This is a genomic window from Rhodoferax sp. ZS1R25 (assembly GCF_056521335.1).
On record NZ_JBWMAZ010000001.1, the window covers coordinates 898,966 to 912,064 of the forward strand.

General features: G+C 64.8%; 14 protein-coding genes. 1 reads left to right on the plus strand and 13 read right to left on the minus strand.

All coding sequences use genetic code 11. From position 1 onward, the window contains the following. The coding region (locus tag AC097R_RS04230) for an EAL domain-containing protein (protein ID WP_479596367.1) at nucleotides 1-425 on the plus strand (425 nt) is incomplete at its 5' end. A gap of 21 nt (nucleotides 426-446) precedes the next feature. Here the strand turns inward: AC097R_RS04230 and AC097R_RS04235 are convergent. The 13 genes from AC097R_RS04235 to AC097R_RS04295 form a co-directional block, all read right to left on the minus strand. Further along, a complete protein-coding gene (locus tag AC097R_RS04235; RefSeq protein WP_479596368.1) occupies nucleotides 447-1,643 on the minus strand; it encodes a glycerophosphodiester phosphodiesterase in 1,197 nt (398 codons plus the stop codon). Nucleotides 1,644-1,790: 147 nt separating this feature from the next. Continuing rightward, the gene (locus AC097R_RS04240) at nucleotides 1,791-3,197 is read right to left on the minus strand and encodes an MBL fold metallo-hydrolase (protein WP_479596369.1); all 1,407 of its coding nucleotides are present in this window, start codon (nucleotides 3,195-3,197) and stop codon (nucleotides 1,791-1,793) included. A 70-nt stretch (nucleotides 3,198-3,267) separates the two neighbouring features. After that, nucleotides 3,268-4,131, minus strand: a complete 864-nt coding sequence (locus AC097R_RS04245; RefSeq protein ID WP_479596370.1) for an alpha/beta hydrolase — start codon at nucleotides 4,129-4,131, stop codon at nucleotides 3,268-3,270. A 15-nt stretch (nucleotides 4,132-4,146) separates the two neighbouring features. Continuing rightward, the gene (locus AC097R_RS04250) at nucleotides 4,147-4,857 is read right to left on the minus strand and encodes an ABC transporter ATP-binding protein (protein ID WP_479596371.1); all 711 of its coding nucleotides are present in this window, start codon (nucleotides 4,855-4,857) and stop codon (nucleotides 4,147-4,149) included. A 10-nt stretch (nucleotides 4,858-4,867) separates the two neighbouring features. Then, entirely contained in the window at nucleotides 4,868-5,632 is a 765-nt protein-coding gene (locus tag AC097R_RS04255) for an ABC transporter ATP-binding protein (protein WP_479596372.1), read from the minus strand. Further along, nucleotides 5,629-6,600, minus strand: a complete 972-nt coding sequence (locus AC097R_RS04260) for a branched-chain amino acid ABC transporter permease (RefSeq protein ID WP_479596373.1) — start codon at nucleotides 6,598-6,600, stop codon at nucleotides 5,629-5,631. Before AC097R_RS04260 ends, AC097R_RS04255 begins: the two co-directional genes overlap by 4 nt. After that, nucleotides 6,593-7,510: a branched-chain amino acid ABC transporter permease gene (locus tag AC097R_RS04265; protein WP_479596374.1), complete on the minus strand. Its 918-nt coding sequence runs from the start codon at nucleotides 7,508-7,510 to the stop codon at nucleotides 6,593-6,595. Before AC097R_RS04265 ends, AC097R_RS04260 begins: the two co-directional genes overlap by 8 nt. Before the next feature lie 22 nt (nucleotides 7,511-7,532). Then, a complete protein-coding gene (locus tag AC097R_RS04270; protein ID WP_479596375.1) occupies nucleotides 7,533-8,729 on the minus strand; it encodes an ABC transporter substrate-binding protein in 1,197 nt (398 codons plus the stop codon). A 121-nt stretch (nucleotides 8,730-8,850) separates the two neighbouring features. Further along, the gene (locus tag AC097R_RS04275) at nucleotides 8,851-9,087 is read right to left on the minus strand and encodes a hypothetical protein (protein ID WP_310340801.1); all 237 of its coding nucleotides are present in this window, start codon (nucleotides 9,085-9,087) and stop codon (nucleotides 8,851-8,853) included. Between the two features lie 118 nt (nucleotides 9,088-9,205). Then, on the minus strand, nucleotides 9,206-10,588 hold the full coding sequence (dbpA, locus tag AC097R_RS04280) for an ATP-dependent RNA helicase DbpA (protein WP_479596376.1): 1,383 nt from the start codon (nucleotides 10,586-10,588) through the stop codon (nucleotides 9,206-9,208). Between the two features lie 398 nt (nucleotides 10,589-10,986). Next, complete coding sequence (locus tag AC097R_RS04285) at nucleotides 10,987-11,397, minus strand: DUF4288 domain-containing protein (protein WP_479596377.1); 411 nt, start codon at nucleotides 11,395-11,397, stop codon at nucleotides 10,987-10,989. A gap of 87 nt (nucleotides 11,398-11,484) precedes the next feature. Then, a complete protein-coding gene (locus tag AC097R_RS04290; RefSeq protein ID WP_479596378.1) occupies nucleotides 11,485-11,838 on the minus strand; it encodes a hypothetical protein in 354 nt (117 codons plus the stop codon). A 298-nt stretch (nucleotides 11,839-12,136) separates the two neighbouring features. Then, nucleotides 12,137-13,099, minus strand: coding sequence for a pyridoxamine 5'-phosphate oxidase family protein (locus tag AC097R_RS04295; RefSeq protein ID WP_479596379.1), 963 nt, complete (start codon nucleotides 13,097-13,099; stop codon nucleotides 12,137-12,139).

Genomic DNA, 13,099 nt, shown 5'->3' on the forward strand with positions numbered 1-13,099 from the left:
CGGAAGCCAGGCGGCGCGACTCGTTGCGGAAGGTGAAGGGGTGCACAAACAGCCCGGCCTTGTGCGCATCGGCCACCAGGCGGGTGGCGGGCTGGCTGGTGGTGTCGGCGTCGTTGAATTCGAGCCTGGCCTACCTCAAGCGTTTTGAGATCGACAAGCTGAAGGTGGACCAGTCGTTTGTGCAGAGCATGCTGGACGACAGCGCCGATGCGGCCATCGTGCACGCCGTCATTGCGCTGGGCCACACTCTGGGCCTGAAGGTGGTGGCCGAGGGCGTGGAGAACCTGCCGACCGCCCAGACGCTGACCGCGCTGGGCTGCGACGAGCTGCAGGGCTACTGCTTCAGCCGACCGCAGCCGATGGACGAGTTTGTCGCCTGGCTACAAGGCCAGGACGACCCACCCAACCGCCGGCGCGGCCGCTAGGGCCGCTCCGCCCGCGAAGGCTTATTGGGCCAGCGCCTTGCGCGCGGCCAGGGCCGTGTCGGTGAAGTCGGTGAACACACCGTCCACACCGGTTTGGTAGAACGCGGTGTACTCGGCCGCAGGGTTCTTCTGGTAGTCGGAAGCCAGGCGGCGCGACTCGTTGCGGAAGGTGAAGGGGTGCACAAACAGCCCGGCCTTGTGCGCATCGGCCACCAGGCGGGTGGCGGGCTGGCTGGTGGTGTCGGCGTCGTTGATCTTGCCGTCGCCGTTCACATCGGTGGGTTTGCCATCAGCGCCGATCGTGCCCTTGGTGCTGATGATGTAGCGCTTCCAGGGGCCGATGCCGTCGGCATAGGTCTTGATCTCGGCCAGGCCTTCGGGCGTCACCATCACATCAAAGTTGCGCTTGTCACCCATGATGGTCCAGTCGTACGGCCGGTCGCTGGGCAGTGCGTAGGTGACCTTGCCGGTGCGCAGGTCCACGTCGTCGCCATCAATCAGCTGCACCAGCTTGGTCTGCAGGCCCTTGCTCTTCATGTACTTCAGGCTGCTGGGTTCAAACGACTGCACGAACACGGGCGCGCTCTTGCTGTTCCAGCCGGCCTTGGTGATCAGCGCGATCAGCTGGTCTTCCATGGGCAGGCCCAGGGCGGCAAAGTAGCTGGGGTTCTTGGTTTCGGGGTAGATGGCGATGGTGCGGCCGGTCTTGGTGGACTGGGCCTTGGCCAGGTCGATCACCTCTTGCAGCGTGGGCACCTTGAACTGGCCATTGAACTGCTGGGGGCGTTCCACATCGGTGGAAATGGCGCCCAGGGTCTTGATCTCGGCCAGCGTGAAGTCGTCGCTGAACCAGCCGGTCTGCGTTTCGCCGTCCACCTGGATGGTCTTCTTTCGCGCGGCAAATTCGGGGTGCTTGGCCACATCAGTGCTGATGGCCAGGTTGGGGTCGTGGCGGGTGATGAGCTGACGGTCTTTGGTGACCACAATGTCCATCTCGATCACGTCCGCACCCAGCTCAATCGCGCGGGTGTAGGCCTCCAGCGTTTCTTCGGGCAGGTAGCCAGAAGCACCGCGGTGTGCAATCACCAAAGGCAGCTGACCGTCCAGCGTGGGCAGGCTGCTGCGCAGGCCGGGCGCGGTGCCACAGGCGGACAGGCCCAGTGCCAAGAGCAGCGCGGCGCTGGCGGCGGGGTGAAGGCGGAACGGAATCGAAGGCATGCACTACTCCTAGGTAAAGAAGCGGCTGATGCTATTCATTGATTGTGAAAGTTTTGTGTCAATCCTTTGACGAGGCGGGCACCGTGGTCGCGCTGGCTTGCTCCTCTTTTAGGAGCTGCTTGCGCATATTCCACGGGGGCTGGAAGGCTAATTGACCCTGCCTGCAGCGCGTTGCAGCTCAGCCAGTGGCTCTACGCGGCCATGCAGGGGCACGATGCGCTCTACATCCAGTTGCAGGCGCTGCAGGTTCTCCAGCAGGTTCACCGCGCCGGGTTGCGCCGCCACAGGGGCCGCGCTGAACGGGGCGCCTGGCGTGTAGGCGTCCACCTCAATCAACAGCTTGTCCGCGGGCAGGTACGCCACCAGCAGGTCGCGGGCGTGTGGGCTGCCACGCAGCGCGTGCACCTCCACCGTCCGCGCGCCATCGCTCAGCACGGTCTTGGCACCCAGGCCCAGCAGGCGGGGCGCCTTGCGCGCACGCGCCAGCGCATCGGGCTGCAGGCGGTGCGGGCTGGCTAGCACCCGGCCCCACCAGGCGCGCTGGGCCTCGGCGGCCATCAGCGTGGCGCCTTCGGACAGGGCTGCCCGTACGCCGCCAGCCGTGTCCAGGTGCGGGTGGGTGCTCAGCACATACGACACGGGCTTGTCCGGCACCAGCGCTTTCACGGCCTGCAGCAGAGCCAGGCCACGCGCTTCGGACAGCGGCGCATCCACCAGCAGCACATGGTCTTGCATGGCAATGGCCACGCTGTGGTGCGCGCTGCCGCCCAGCAGCCACACGCCGGGTGCCAGCAGCTCGGTGGTCACGCGTTCTTCGCGCGTATCCACGATCGCTGGCGTGCTGATCACGAACGCCGGGTTCAGCACCACCTGCTCCACACGGAGCTCGCGTACCAGCGTGCCGTTCCAGCTCTGGCGCCATTGGCGCGGCGCGGCGGGGGTGCTGTGGGCCGGGTAGTCGGTATAACTGGCCACCACGCTGCTATCGCCCCACACCGGGTGCGTCACAGTGGCGCGAACCTCCTGCACCTGGTCGTTGGCATTCAGCGTGATGCTGGCCTCCATGAGGCCGGGCTCGCTGAAAGCCAGCGTGCGTGTCGCCGTTTGCCGCAGCGTGGCGGCGTTGCGCCGCGCTGCCCGTAGCGCACCGTGCGGTGTGGTCCACAGCTGCACCAGGCGTTCGTCCACCGCCCACGGTGCGGGCAAGGGCACCGGGCCGCGCATGTTCCAGGCGGCCTGGCCGCGCACAAAGCTGGTGGTGCGCTGCTCGGGGCCGCTCAGGCTTTCTTCGCGCAGGGCCGCGTTGTCGTAGTCGGCCAGCAGTGCGTAGCCGCGCAGTGCCACACGCGGGCCGGGCTGGGTGGGGTCTAGCCCCTGGCCGGGCGCCACGCTGCTGCCCTGGCCCAGGTACTGAATGCGGTGCACCCCTTCGCTGCCCATGGCCTTTTCGGCCCGGGCCAGCAGGTCCAGCGCCGCAGGGGCGGTGTGGCCGGCGCCGGGCAGCAGGCACAGCAGCAGGGCGCACCGGAGAAACAGGGTGGTCAAGCGGGGCATGCAGGCCATTGTTGGGGAAGCGCAGCGGCCCCACAAGAGGGCGCACCCGCGCCCGCGCGGCCCGCGGTGGTCAGGCGCGCAGCTGCGTGGCCAGCCACTGCGCCATGGGGCTGTCGCTGCGCTCCAGCTCGTGCACGATGGTGAAGTGGTCGGCACCCGGCACCGCGCGCAGCTCGGTCGGGTTGCCCAGCGCCTGCGCAGCCGCGTGGTACAGCGCCGACTGGTGGGCAAATTCGCTGCTCTCGGCGCCCCCCCAAGTCACCCAGGTGGGCGTGGGGCAGGCGCGCACATTCACCGCCGGGGAGTAGTGGCGCACGGTGTATTCGTCCAACTGGATCATGGGCTGCAGATAGCTGTAGCGCAGCGGCTGCAGGTCGTGCAGGCCGCTAATCAGCACTGCCGCCTTGAGCGGGTCGCGCGGCAGGCCGTAGTCGGTGTCCCACGCGGTTTCCAAGCACATGGCGCTCAGGTGGCCGCCGGCCGAGTGGCCGCCCACGGCCACGCGGGCAGAGTCGCCGCCGTACTGCGCGATGTTGCGCAGCGTCCAGGCCACGGCGGCGCGGCACTGGCGCGTGATTTCGGCAATGGTGACAAACGGGCACAGCGCGTAGTTCACCACCACGGTCGTGATGCCCAGCGGCTGCAGGCCCAGCGCTACGCCGCTGAACTCTTTGGACGACATGGCGCGCCAGTAGCCACCGTGGATGAAGACAAACACGGGCGCGTTGGGTTGGTCGGCCGGAAAGACGTCCAGCGTCTCATGCACGGTGGGGCCAAACGGAATGTCCAGGTGGTTCTTCAGCGTGCTGCGCGCCTTGGTGGCCTGCGCCACAAAGTGCCTGCCGGGTGCGGCCTGGTCGGCCAAGCCAATGGATGGGTTGTACTGGGCGTCGATTTGCGCCTGGGTGTCAAAGTCGCGGTAAAGCTTGGGCATGTCGGGTTCCTACAGTTAAATGCCAACGTACTGGTGCCACAGGTCGGGCTGAGCGGCCAGCGCGGCGGAGTCGCCGCTCCAGACCACACGGCCGCGCTCAATCAGGGTGTGCTGCTGGGCCAGTGGCAGCAGGCGTTGCACGTACTTGTCGATGACCAGAATGCTTTGGCCTTGTGCGCGCAGTGTGGCCAGGCAGGCCCAGATGTCTTCGCGGATCAATGGTGCCAGGCCTTCGGTGGCCTCGTCCAATATCAAGAGGTGCGGGTTGGTCATCAGCGCGCGGCCTATGGCCAACATCTGCTGCTCGCCCCCCGAGAGCTGGTTGCCCATGTTGCGGGCGCGCTTCTCCAGCACGGGGAACAGGTGGTAGATGCGCTCCAGCGTCCATGGCGTGGGGCTGGCGTTGCGCTGTGCGGCAAAGGCCTTGAGGTTTTCCAGCACCGTGAGGTTGGGGAAAATCTGCCGCCCCTCGGGCACCAGGGCCACGCCCATGCGCGCAATGCGGTCGGGGCTGAGCTGGTCAATGCGCTCACCCCGAAAACGGATGCTGCCGCTGCGCGCCGGAGTGAGGCCGAGGATGCTGCGCACCGTGGTGGTCTTGCCCATGCCGTTGCGGCCCAGCAGCGTGGCCACGCCGCCGGAGGGAATGTGCAGGTTCAGGCCAAACAGCACCTGGCTGCTGCCATAGGCGGTGTCCAGGTCGGTGATGTCGAGCAGGGTTTCCATGGGCGTGTCTTCAAGCCTGTGGCACGGCATCGTCGCCCAGGTAGGCGCGGCGCACCTCGGCATCTTCGCGGATGGCCGCTGGCGCGCCGCTGGCAATCACCCGGCCAAACACCAGCACCGAGATGGCGTCGGCCAGCTGGAACACCGCGTCCATGTCGTGCTCCACCAACAGCAGTGTGGTCTCGGTCCGCAGGCCGTGCAGCAGCGCTACCATGCGCTGTGATTCGTCAGGCCCCATGCCGGCCAGCGGCTCGTCCAACAACAGCAGCTTCGGGCCACTGGCCAGCGCCAGGCCGACTTCCAGCTGGCGCTGCTCGGCGTGCGAGAGTGCGCCGGCCAAGGCGTCCAGCCGGCTGCCCAGGCCCACGCGGCGTGCCACCGCAGCGGCGCGGTCCATGCGCTGCGCCTCCGCATGCGCGGCTTTCCAGAAACGCAGGCTGCTGCCGTCCACGGCCTGCAGTGCCAGCGCCAGGTTGTCCAGCACGCTCAGGCGCAAGAACACATTCGTGATCTGGTAGCTGCGCGCCAAGCCGCGGTGCACCCGGCGATGGATGGGCCGGGTGGTCACGTCGTGGCCATCAAACACGATGTGCCCGGCATCGGGCTTGAGTGCACCGGAGATCTGGTGGATCAGCGTGGTCTTGCCCGCGCCGTTGGGGCCAATCAGCGCGTGGATCTGGCCCGGTTGCACCGTTAGATTCGCTTGGTCGGTGGCGGCCAGTGCGCCAAAGCGCTTGACCAAACCGGTGACCTGCAGCAGTGGCGTGGTGCTCATGGTGCCCTCCGCTTGAACAGGCTCATGAGGCCTTGCGGCGCGACCAGCACCACCAACAGCAGCAGGGCGCCCAGGCCCAGTTGCCAGTGTTCGGTCATGTGGCCCAAAAATTCTTCCATGAGCAGAAAGGCCGCAGCCCCCACCAGGCCGCCCAGCACATGGCCCACACCGCCCAGAATCACCATCACCATGAGCATGCCGGACTGGCTCCATTGCATGAGCGACGGGCTCACAAAGCTGCCTTGGTTGGCCAGCAGTGCCCCTGCCAGGCCAGCCAGCGCACCGGCCAGCGTGAAGGCCATCAGCTTGTAGCGCAGCACCGCGTAGCCGAGTGCGGCCATGCGTACCTCGTTCTCGCGGATGGCCTGCAGGGCCTGGCCAAAGCGGGCGTTGAGCAGGCGCGTGATGAAAACAACGGTGGTGACCAGCAGGGCCAGCGTCACGTAATAGAGCGCGGTATCGGTGAGTTCGAACCCGAGGGTGGAGCGGCCGGGCAGCGAGAGCCCATCGTCCCCGCCATAGGCCTTGAGCGACACGGCCAGGTAGTACAGCATCTGCGCAAAGGCCAGCGTGATCATGATGAAGTACACGCCCTGCGTGCGCAGGCTGATGGCGCCAATGAGCAGCGCCAGCAGCGCGCTCACCAGCATGGCCAGCGGCCAGGCCAGCCAGGCGCTGCTAATGCCATGCTGCATGAGGATTCCCACGGTGTAGGCGCCCGCACCCACAAAGGCCGCGTGACCAAAGCTCACCATGCCACCAAAACCGAGGATCAAATTCAGGCTGGTGGCGGCCAGCGCAAAGACAAGAATGCGCGTGGCCAGCGTCACGTAAAAACTGTCGCCCAGCGCGGCCGCCACCCAGGGCAGGGAGCACAACACGGCCAGCAGCGGCAGCGTCCAGCGCAGGTTCAGGCGGTGCTGCAGCAGGCTGGGAGTGGACGGTGGAGTGGAGCGCGGATCAGCCATGGGCAGGGAAGAGGCCGCGCGGCTTGAAGGCCAGCACGGTGGCCATCAGCACATAGATAAGGATGGAGGCCACCGCAGGTGCCGCATCGGCGGCCACCTGCGGGCTGAACACGGCCTCGAACAGCATGGGCAGCAGCGTGCGCCCGCCCGAGTCCACCAGGCCCACCAGCAGCGCACCGACCAGCGCACCGCGGATGGAGCCAATGCCGCCGATGACGATGACCACAAAGGCCAGGATGAGAATGCTCTCGCCCATGCCCACCTGCACCGCCAGTAGCGGCCCCAGCATGCCGCCCGCCAGCGCACATAGCGCGGCACCCAGACCAAATACGGCGGTAAACAGGCGCTGCACGTTGGTGCCCATGGCGAGCGCCATGTCGCGGTTCGACGCGCCGGCGCGCACCTGCATGCCCATGCGCGTGCGCGTGACCAGCAGGTAGAGCAGCAGCGCCGTGGCCAGGCCCACACCGATGATGAGCAGGCGAAACGCGGGGTAGTAAAAACCGGGCAGCAGCTCCACCGGGCCGGCCAGTGCCGTGGGCGGGTTCAGCGACAGGGGCTGTGAGCCCCAGACCATGCGCACGCCCTCGTTGCACATGAGCAGGATGGCAAAGGTGCCCAGCACCTGCGTGACGTGGTCACGGCGGTACAGGCGGCGCAGCACGGTCACTTCCAGCAACATGCCCAGTGCGGCCGTGGCGACCACGCCAGCACCCAGACCGATCCAGAAGGAGCCGCTGGCGGTCGACACGGTGGCGATAAGGTAGGCGCCCACCATGTAGAGCGAGCCGTGGGCCAGGTTCACCATGTCCATGATGCCAAACACCAGCGTGAGGCCCGCTGCCAGCAAAAACAGCATAAGCCCCAGCTGCAGGCCGTTCAGGGCCTGCTCCAGCAACAAAATCCCCATCGTGCGAAACCAGGTGCGTGGCTTACAGGCCCGGCATCTTGCAGTTGCCCACGTAGGCGTCGGCGTGGTTCTTGAACACCGCGCCCAGCGTGCGGTTGGTCACGCGGCCCTTGCTGTCGCGGGTGATCACACGCAGGTAGTAGTCCTGGATGGGGAAATGGTTGCTGTTGAACTTGAAGGCGCCGCGCACCGAGTCAAACTTGGCGGCTTCCAGTGCCTTTTTCACGGCAGCCTTGTCGTCCAGCTTGCCCTTGCTGTCGCGTACGCCGGCGTCGATCAGGCGGGCGGCGTCGTAGCCCTGCGCGGCGTACAGCGTGGGCAGGCGGCCGTATTCCTTTTCAAACTCGGCGACAAACTTCTTGTTGGCCGCGTTGTCCATGTCGTGGCCCCACTGCGAGGTGTTGAACATGCCCAGCATGGGGTCGCCCACGGCTTTGATCACATCCTCGTCGCCCGAGAAACCGGGGCCAAACAGCGTCATGTCCTTGGACAGGCCGGCGCCCACAAACTGCTTGATGAAGTTGATACCCAGGCCACCGGGCAGGAAGATGTAGACCGCATCGGGCTTGGTGGCGCGCAGCTTGGACAGCTCGGCGCTGTAGTCCAGCTGGTTCAGCGCGGTGTAGGTCTCGGAGGCCACTTCACCCTGGTAGAAGCGCTTGAAGCCGGTGAGCGCGTCCTTGCCGGCCGGGTAGTTGGGGGCGATCAGCGCCACACGTTTGAAGCCCTTGTCGGTCACCGTCTTGCCCACGGCCTCGTGCATGTTGTCGTTCTGGTACGAGGCACTGAAGAAATACGGGTTGCACTGCTCGCCCGCGTACTGCGAGGGGCCGGCGTTGGCGCTGATGTAGAAGGTCTTGGACTGGAATGTGGGGGTGCCCACGGCCAGCATGACGTTGGAGAAGACGATGCCGGTGAGGAAGTCCACCTTGTCACGCTTGACCAAGCGGTCGGCGGTCTGGCGGCCCACGTCGGGGGTGGCCTGGTCGTCGGCCACGATCACTTCGGCGGTACGGCCACCGAGCTTGCCTGCATTCAGTTTGACTGCGAGCTGAAAGCCATCGCGGATGTCTACGCCCAAACCCGCACCGGGGCCGGAGAGTGTGCTCAACAGGCCAACCCGCACGGGTTCGGTGGACTGGGCCACGGCGGCTACAGAGCAAACGGCCAGGGCGGCAGCGGCGACAAGGCGCGGGGAGGCAAGACGGGCGAGGGACATTGCGAAGCTTCCTTTGTGGGACGAGAGGGACCGAAACATTATCGGCCCATCCGGCTTCGCTCCCGGCCCCAGAGGGCCGGTTTCATATTCCCGCCTGCCCGGGGCGGGAACAGGGGCTGGTTTAGTTCAGCAGGTAGGCGTCGGCCTGGGCTTCCAGGTCTTCGGCGTCGATGGCGGCGTCATAGGCCGCGCGGTTGGCCAGCGCTTCCTTGGTGTAGGGGATCAGGGGCTTGTCCAGCGGGCGCAGCTTGTGGCGGCGCAGGCCGCGCAGCTGCTGGGAGCGCTCCATGGTCTGCAAAACCAGTTCAGGCTCCATCATCAGGCTGAAGGGGTTGAGGGCGGTGGTGGTGTCGTTCATGGCAGTTCTCCAGTGGGTTCCATGCGCTGTCCAGTGACACTGGCGCTTGGATGAACTGTAGTCACAGTCCCTCTGAACTGGAGTCCGACAACGGCTGTAAACCTTGTAGGAATTTGCCTTACAGCAGACGGGCCCGCACGCTCTTGCCCTTGACCTTGCCGGCGTTGAGTTTGGCGCAGGCGTCATGGGCAATGCTGCGTTCCACGCCCACAAAGGTGCAGTACTCGGTGACGGCGATCTTGCCGATCTGCTCACGGGTGTAGGCGAGGCCGCCCTCGGCGCTGGTCAGCGCGCCCAGCACGTCGCCGGGGCGAATCTTCTCTTTGCGGCCTCCAGCAATCTGCAGGGTCACCATGGGGGGCAGCAAACGGCCCTTGCCTGTGGGGGTGAGCTCGTCGCGTTTGAACCAGACCGAGGGCGCGTTCTGGTACTGCTCGATCTTGCCGACCGACCCCATCTCGTTCATGGACACCAGGCTGACCGCCAGGCCGGATTGGCCTGCGCGGCCGGTGCGGCCCACGCGGTGCACATGCACCTCGGCGTCGGGCGTAATGTCCACGTTGATGACCAAGTCCAGCTCTTTTACATCCAGCCCGCGTGAGGCCACGTCGGTGGCCACCAGCACCGAGCAGCTGCGGTTGGCAAACTGTGCCAGCACCTGGTCGCGCTCGCGCTGCTCCAGGTCGCCATGCAGGGCCTGCGCTACAAAGCCCTGGCCTTGCAGCAGCGTCACCAGCTCGTTGCACTGCTGGCGCGTGTTGCAAAAGGCGATGGTGCCGGTGGGGCGGAAGTGGTTGAGCAGCAGGGCCACGGTGTCCAGCCGGTTGCTGCGCTCCACCTCGTAAAAGCGTTGTTCGATCGTGCTCTCGGCCAAGGGCGCTTTGATGGTGATCTGCTGCGGATCGCGCATGAACTGTTGGGCCAGCTTGGCGATGCCTTCGGGGTAGGTGGCTGAGAACAGCAGGGTCTGGCGTTCCTTGGGCGTTTGCTTGACCACAGTGGCAATGTCGTCGAAGAAGCCCATGTCCAGCATGCGGTCGGCTTCGTCCAGCACCAGAGTGTTCAGGTTTTCCAGCGACAGGTATTCACGCTCCAGCAGGTCCATGATGCGGCCCGGCGTGCCGACCACGATGTGTGCGCCGTTTTCCAGGCTGGCACGCTGGCCGCGTGTGGCCACACCACCGCACAGCGTCACCACCTTGATGTTTTCTTCGGCGCGGGCCAGGCGGCGGATTTCCACCGTCACCTGGTCGGCCAGCTCGCGCGTGGGGCACAGCACCATGGCCTGCACGGCAAACCAGCGTGGGTTCAACTTGGCCAGCAGCGCCAACGCAAAGGCCGCGGTCTTGCCGCTGCCGGTCTTGGCCTGGGCAATCAGGTCTTGCCCCGCCAGCGCAATCGGCAGGCTGGCCGCCTGGATGGGCGTCATGGACTCGTAGCCCAGTTGCTGCAGGTTGGCAAGGGTGGCGGGGGAGAGGGGGAGAGAGGAGAAAGCGGTCATCCCCCGATTATCGGTGGTGGGGGGTGTGGGCGGTTGGTTGGCGGCTCTAGGTGCTACGGTTTTTGTAGCTGCTAGCGCAATATTGACGGGGGCTAGAAGCTTGTTTTGTGTGTAAACAGCCTTGCTGGGAGCCGCCTCGCACAAGGCGGGCGGCGTGGCCCGCGTTCTCCGGCTCGCGTCGCGGGCGGCTGTTTCTGGTTGGCTTGGATTGCTGCGCTAACGTTGTGCTTGGCACGCTTGCTCTGTGGCAACCGCGAGTGCGGCCTGCGCCCATGGGCCCCACCACCCGCCTTGGTGAGTTGGTTTGGAGGGCTACTTCAGACTGATAGCCGACTTTCGCATCGCTCTAAAGCCGTCTTTACTGGTTGACTCAAACATGCCGCGGTAGGCGGGTCCGCTCAAAGAAGGGGTGAGGCATCGGCATCTTGAAACACCTCCAACTCACTTTTGGGTTTGATTCGCTTGCGCATTGCCTTGAGTGATTGCGACCTTCTGGCCCAGATAATCTCTGCGCCGTCGGTAAGCTCTTCATAGATCGGCAACAGCGAGGTGAGTCCTTCAAATAGAAACTGTACGCACTGACCGAGATTGTTTTCGTAGGGCTCGCACCCCTTCCTGCCAATTGCAATTGCTTTTTCGTAAGCCTCTTCTGGTGATTGGGCGGCAATCAAGATCGTGTTTTCCCAAACCTCAAATCGCTTTGAGTCGCGTTCGTTGTCTTGGTTGAGCGCGACAAAACGATGGATGTACGAAGCTACATACCAGCCAACCGGGGAGATACTGCTGTGAATAATCTGGCGATCTTGCATTGGGGCACCTAACGTGAAGATGACCGCGACGCCAACTCTTGCGGCGAAGCCGCCTTCCGCTGTTGAGGGGCCGTATCGATTGGAAACTTAAGGTTTATCGACATGAATCGCAGCCGCCTCACCAAATTCAAGTTCTGCCGCCGTGCGGACCAGACCAGGATAAGCAAACCAGTATTGTCTTCGCACCGCATCTTTCACAAATTCCTCCCCGAAGTCATCGGAAAAATGCCTCTCCTCCCAGGGAGCCAGTCGATCGCGGTCTATCCGTAGCAGCATCTTCCGATGCTTGGTCATCAAGCGACGAAACTTTCCAATCGTAGTTATTCCAAATCGAGCAAGCTCGGGGACCAGCTCTTCAAATGAGCCATTTCCGTAGTCATTTCGACGCGGAAAGATGCTCCCCATGAGCTTGCGAATGACAACGCCTGAGAGGGGGCGCATTGCAACTCGAGCGCGTGCAGATAGCCGATGCATTGCCGGACTTATCGAAATTCATGCCGCAATGCACTGCGGGATAAAGTGAAGGTGTGGGTTGCAAAAAATGGCATATTTCACATGCAGCTTGTGCAAACTGCTCTCATTAAAATCGTGACAGTCTCCGATTTTGAAGACCTACCTCGGTCCTGAATATCCCCCGTTCGGGTGAATCTGCGGACGTCCGCTTCCGCCGCATAGCGGAAGTCGTAGTTTGAAGGTCGCTGTTACGTCGACCAAAGAATTGCAACAAATTCTGCCAGCCTTAATTCCAACTCCCCGTAGCCCCCAACACCGGCGACAACTGCGCCGCACCCCAACGCAGTGGCAAGGCCCCATGAATGCGCACCATGCTGCGCACCTGCAGACGCAGCAACCGCTGCGCCCCCACAAAGCTATCCAGCAGCGGGCCGTCCCAGATGATCTCCGCATCCACCGCCAGGTACAGCAGGTCGCCCGTGGTGTAGTCCACCACCAGCAGACCTGCGCGCGGGTTCACGGCCAGGTTGCCCAGCGTGTTGAAGAAGAAGTTGCCGATGAAGTCGGGCACGATCAGGGTGTTGCCCTCCACCCGCACAAAGCCGGGTTTGCCACCGCGGTGGGATACGTCCACGCCATGGGCCGGGCCGCGCTGTTCAAGGTCGGTGCCGGTGTAGGCGGTGGCAATGAAGAAGGTGTCGGTCTGCGCCAGCATCTGGCGTGCGGCCGCGTCCAGCTCGGTAGCGCGGTGTACCACTGGCTGCGCGTTGGCATCGGGCGCCAGGTACACCGGCTTGCGGGCCTGGATGTACTTGGGGCAGTTGCCAAAGCTCTGCTGAACTTGCACAGCAAAGCCCTGGTCGTGCAGCGCGCTCACCACGCCGTTCATGCGGTTGCGCCGGCGCGTGTGCGGTTCTATGCCCAACAGGCCGATGGGTGCACCAGGGTGCAGGTTGGTGTGCAGTGGGTCGGCTGCGAGTGGCAGCGCCTCCACCGTCAGGGTCTGGTCGTCGGGCGAGGCCACAAAGCCGGGTGGCGCGGCCAGTACCGAGGCCCAGGGCTGGCCATCGGCATCCACCGAGCCCACCACGATGAACGGCAACTGGGCAAAGAAGCCGCGATGCTGGTCGGGCATGTGGTCGCGCATGACGATGTTGCCCACTTCGGCCATGCGCTCGCGCACGCCCACGCGGGCTTGCAAGGCCTGTTCGCCAGTGTGGAAGGCGCGCTCGGGCAGGTGGCCAGTCAT

Coding starts and splice junctions, on each gene's coding strand:
- AC097R_RS04255 (WP_479596372.1), bottom strand. CDS start 5,632: ATGAGCACCACGCCACTGCTGCAGGTCACCGGTTTGGTCAAGCGCTTT.
- AC097R_RS04270 (WP_479596375.1), bottom strand. CDS start 8,729: ATGTCCCTCGCCCGTCTTGCCTCCCCGCGCCTTGTCGCCGCTGCCGCC.
- AC097R_RS04295 (WP_479596379.1), bottom strand. CDS start 13,099: ATGACTGGCCACCTGCCCGAGCGCGCCTTCCACACTGGCGAACAGGCC.
- AC097R_RS04235 (WP_479596368.1), bottom strand. CDS start 1,643: ATGCCTTCGATTCCGTTCCGCCTTCACCCCGCCGCCAGCGCCGCGCTG.
- AC097R_RS04265 (WP_479596374.1), bottom strand. CDS start 7,510: ATGGGGATTTTGTTGCTGGAGCAGGCCCTGAACGGCCTGCAGCTGGGG.
- AC097R_RS04250 (WP_479596371.1), bottom strand. CDS start 4,857: ATGGAAACCCTGCTCGACATCACCGACCTGGACACCGCCTATGGCAGC.
- AC097R_RS04275 (WP_310340801.1), bottom strand. CDS start 9,087: ATGAACGACACCACCACCGCCCTCAACCCCTTCAGCCTGATGATGGAG.
- AC097R_RS04290 (WP_479596378.1), bottom strand. CDS start 11,838: ATGCGCCCCCTCTCAGGCGTTGTCATTCGCAAGCTCATGGGGAGCATC.
- AC097R_RS04260 (WP_479596373.1), bottom strand. CDS start 6,600: ATGGCTGATCCGCGCTCCACTCCACCGTCCACTCCCAGCCTGCTGCAG.
- AC097R_RS04245 (WP_479596370.1), bottom strand. CDS start 4,131: ATGCCCAAGCTTTACCGCGACTTTGACACCCAGGCGCAAATCGACGCC.
- dbpA (WP_479596376.1), bottom strand. CDS start 10,588: ATGACCGCTTTCTCCTCTCTCCCCCTCTCCCCCGCCACCCTTGCCAAC.
- AC097R_RS04240 (WP_479596369.1), bottom strand. CDS start 3,197: ATGCCCCGCTTGACCACCCTGTTTCTCCGGTGCGCCCTGCTGCTGTGC.
- AC097R_RS04285 (WP_479596377.1), bottom strand. CDS start 11,397: ATGCAAGATCGCCAGATTATTCACAGCAGTATCTCCCCGGTTGGCTGG.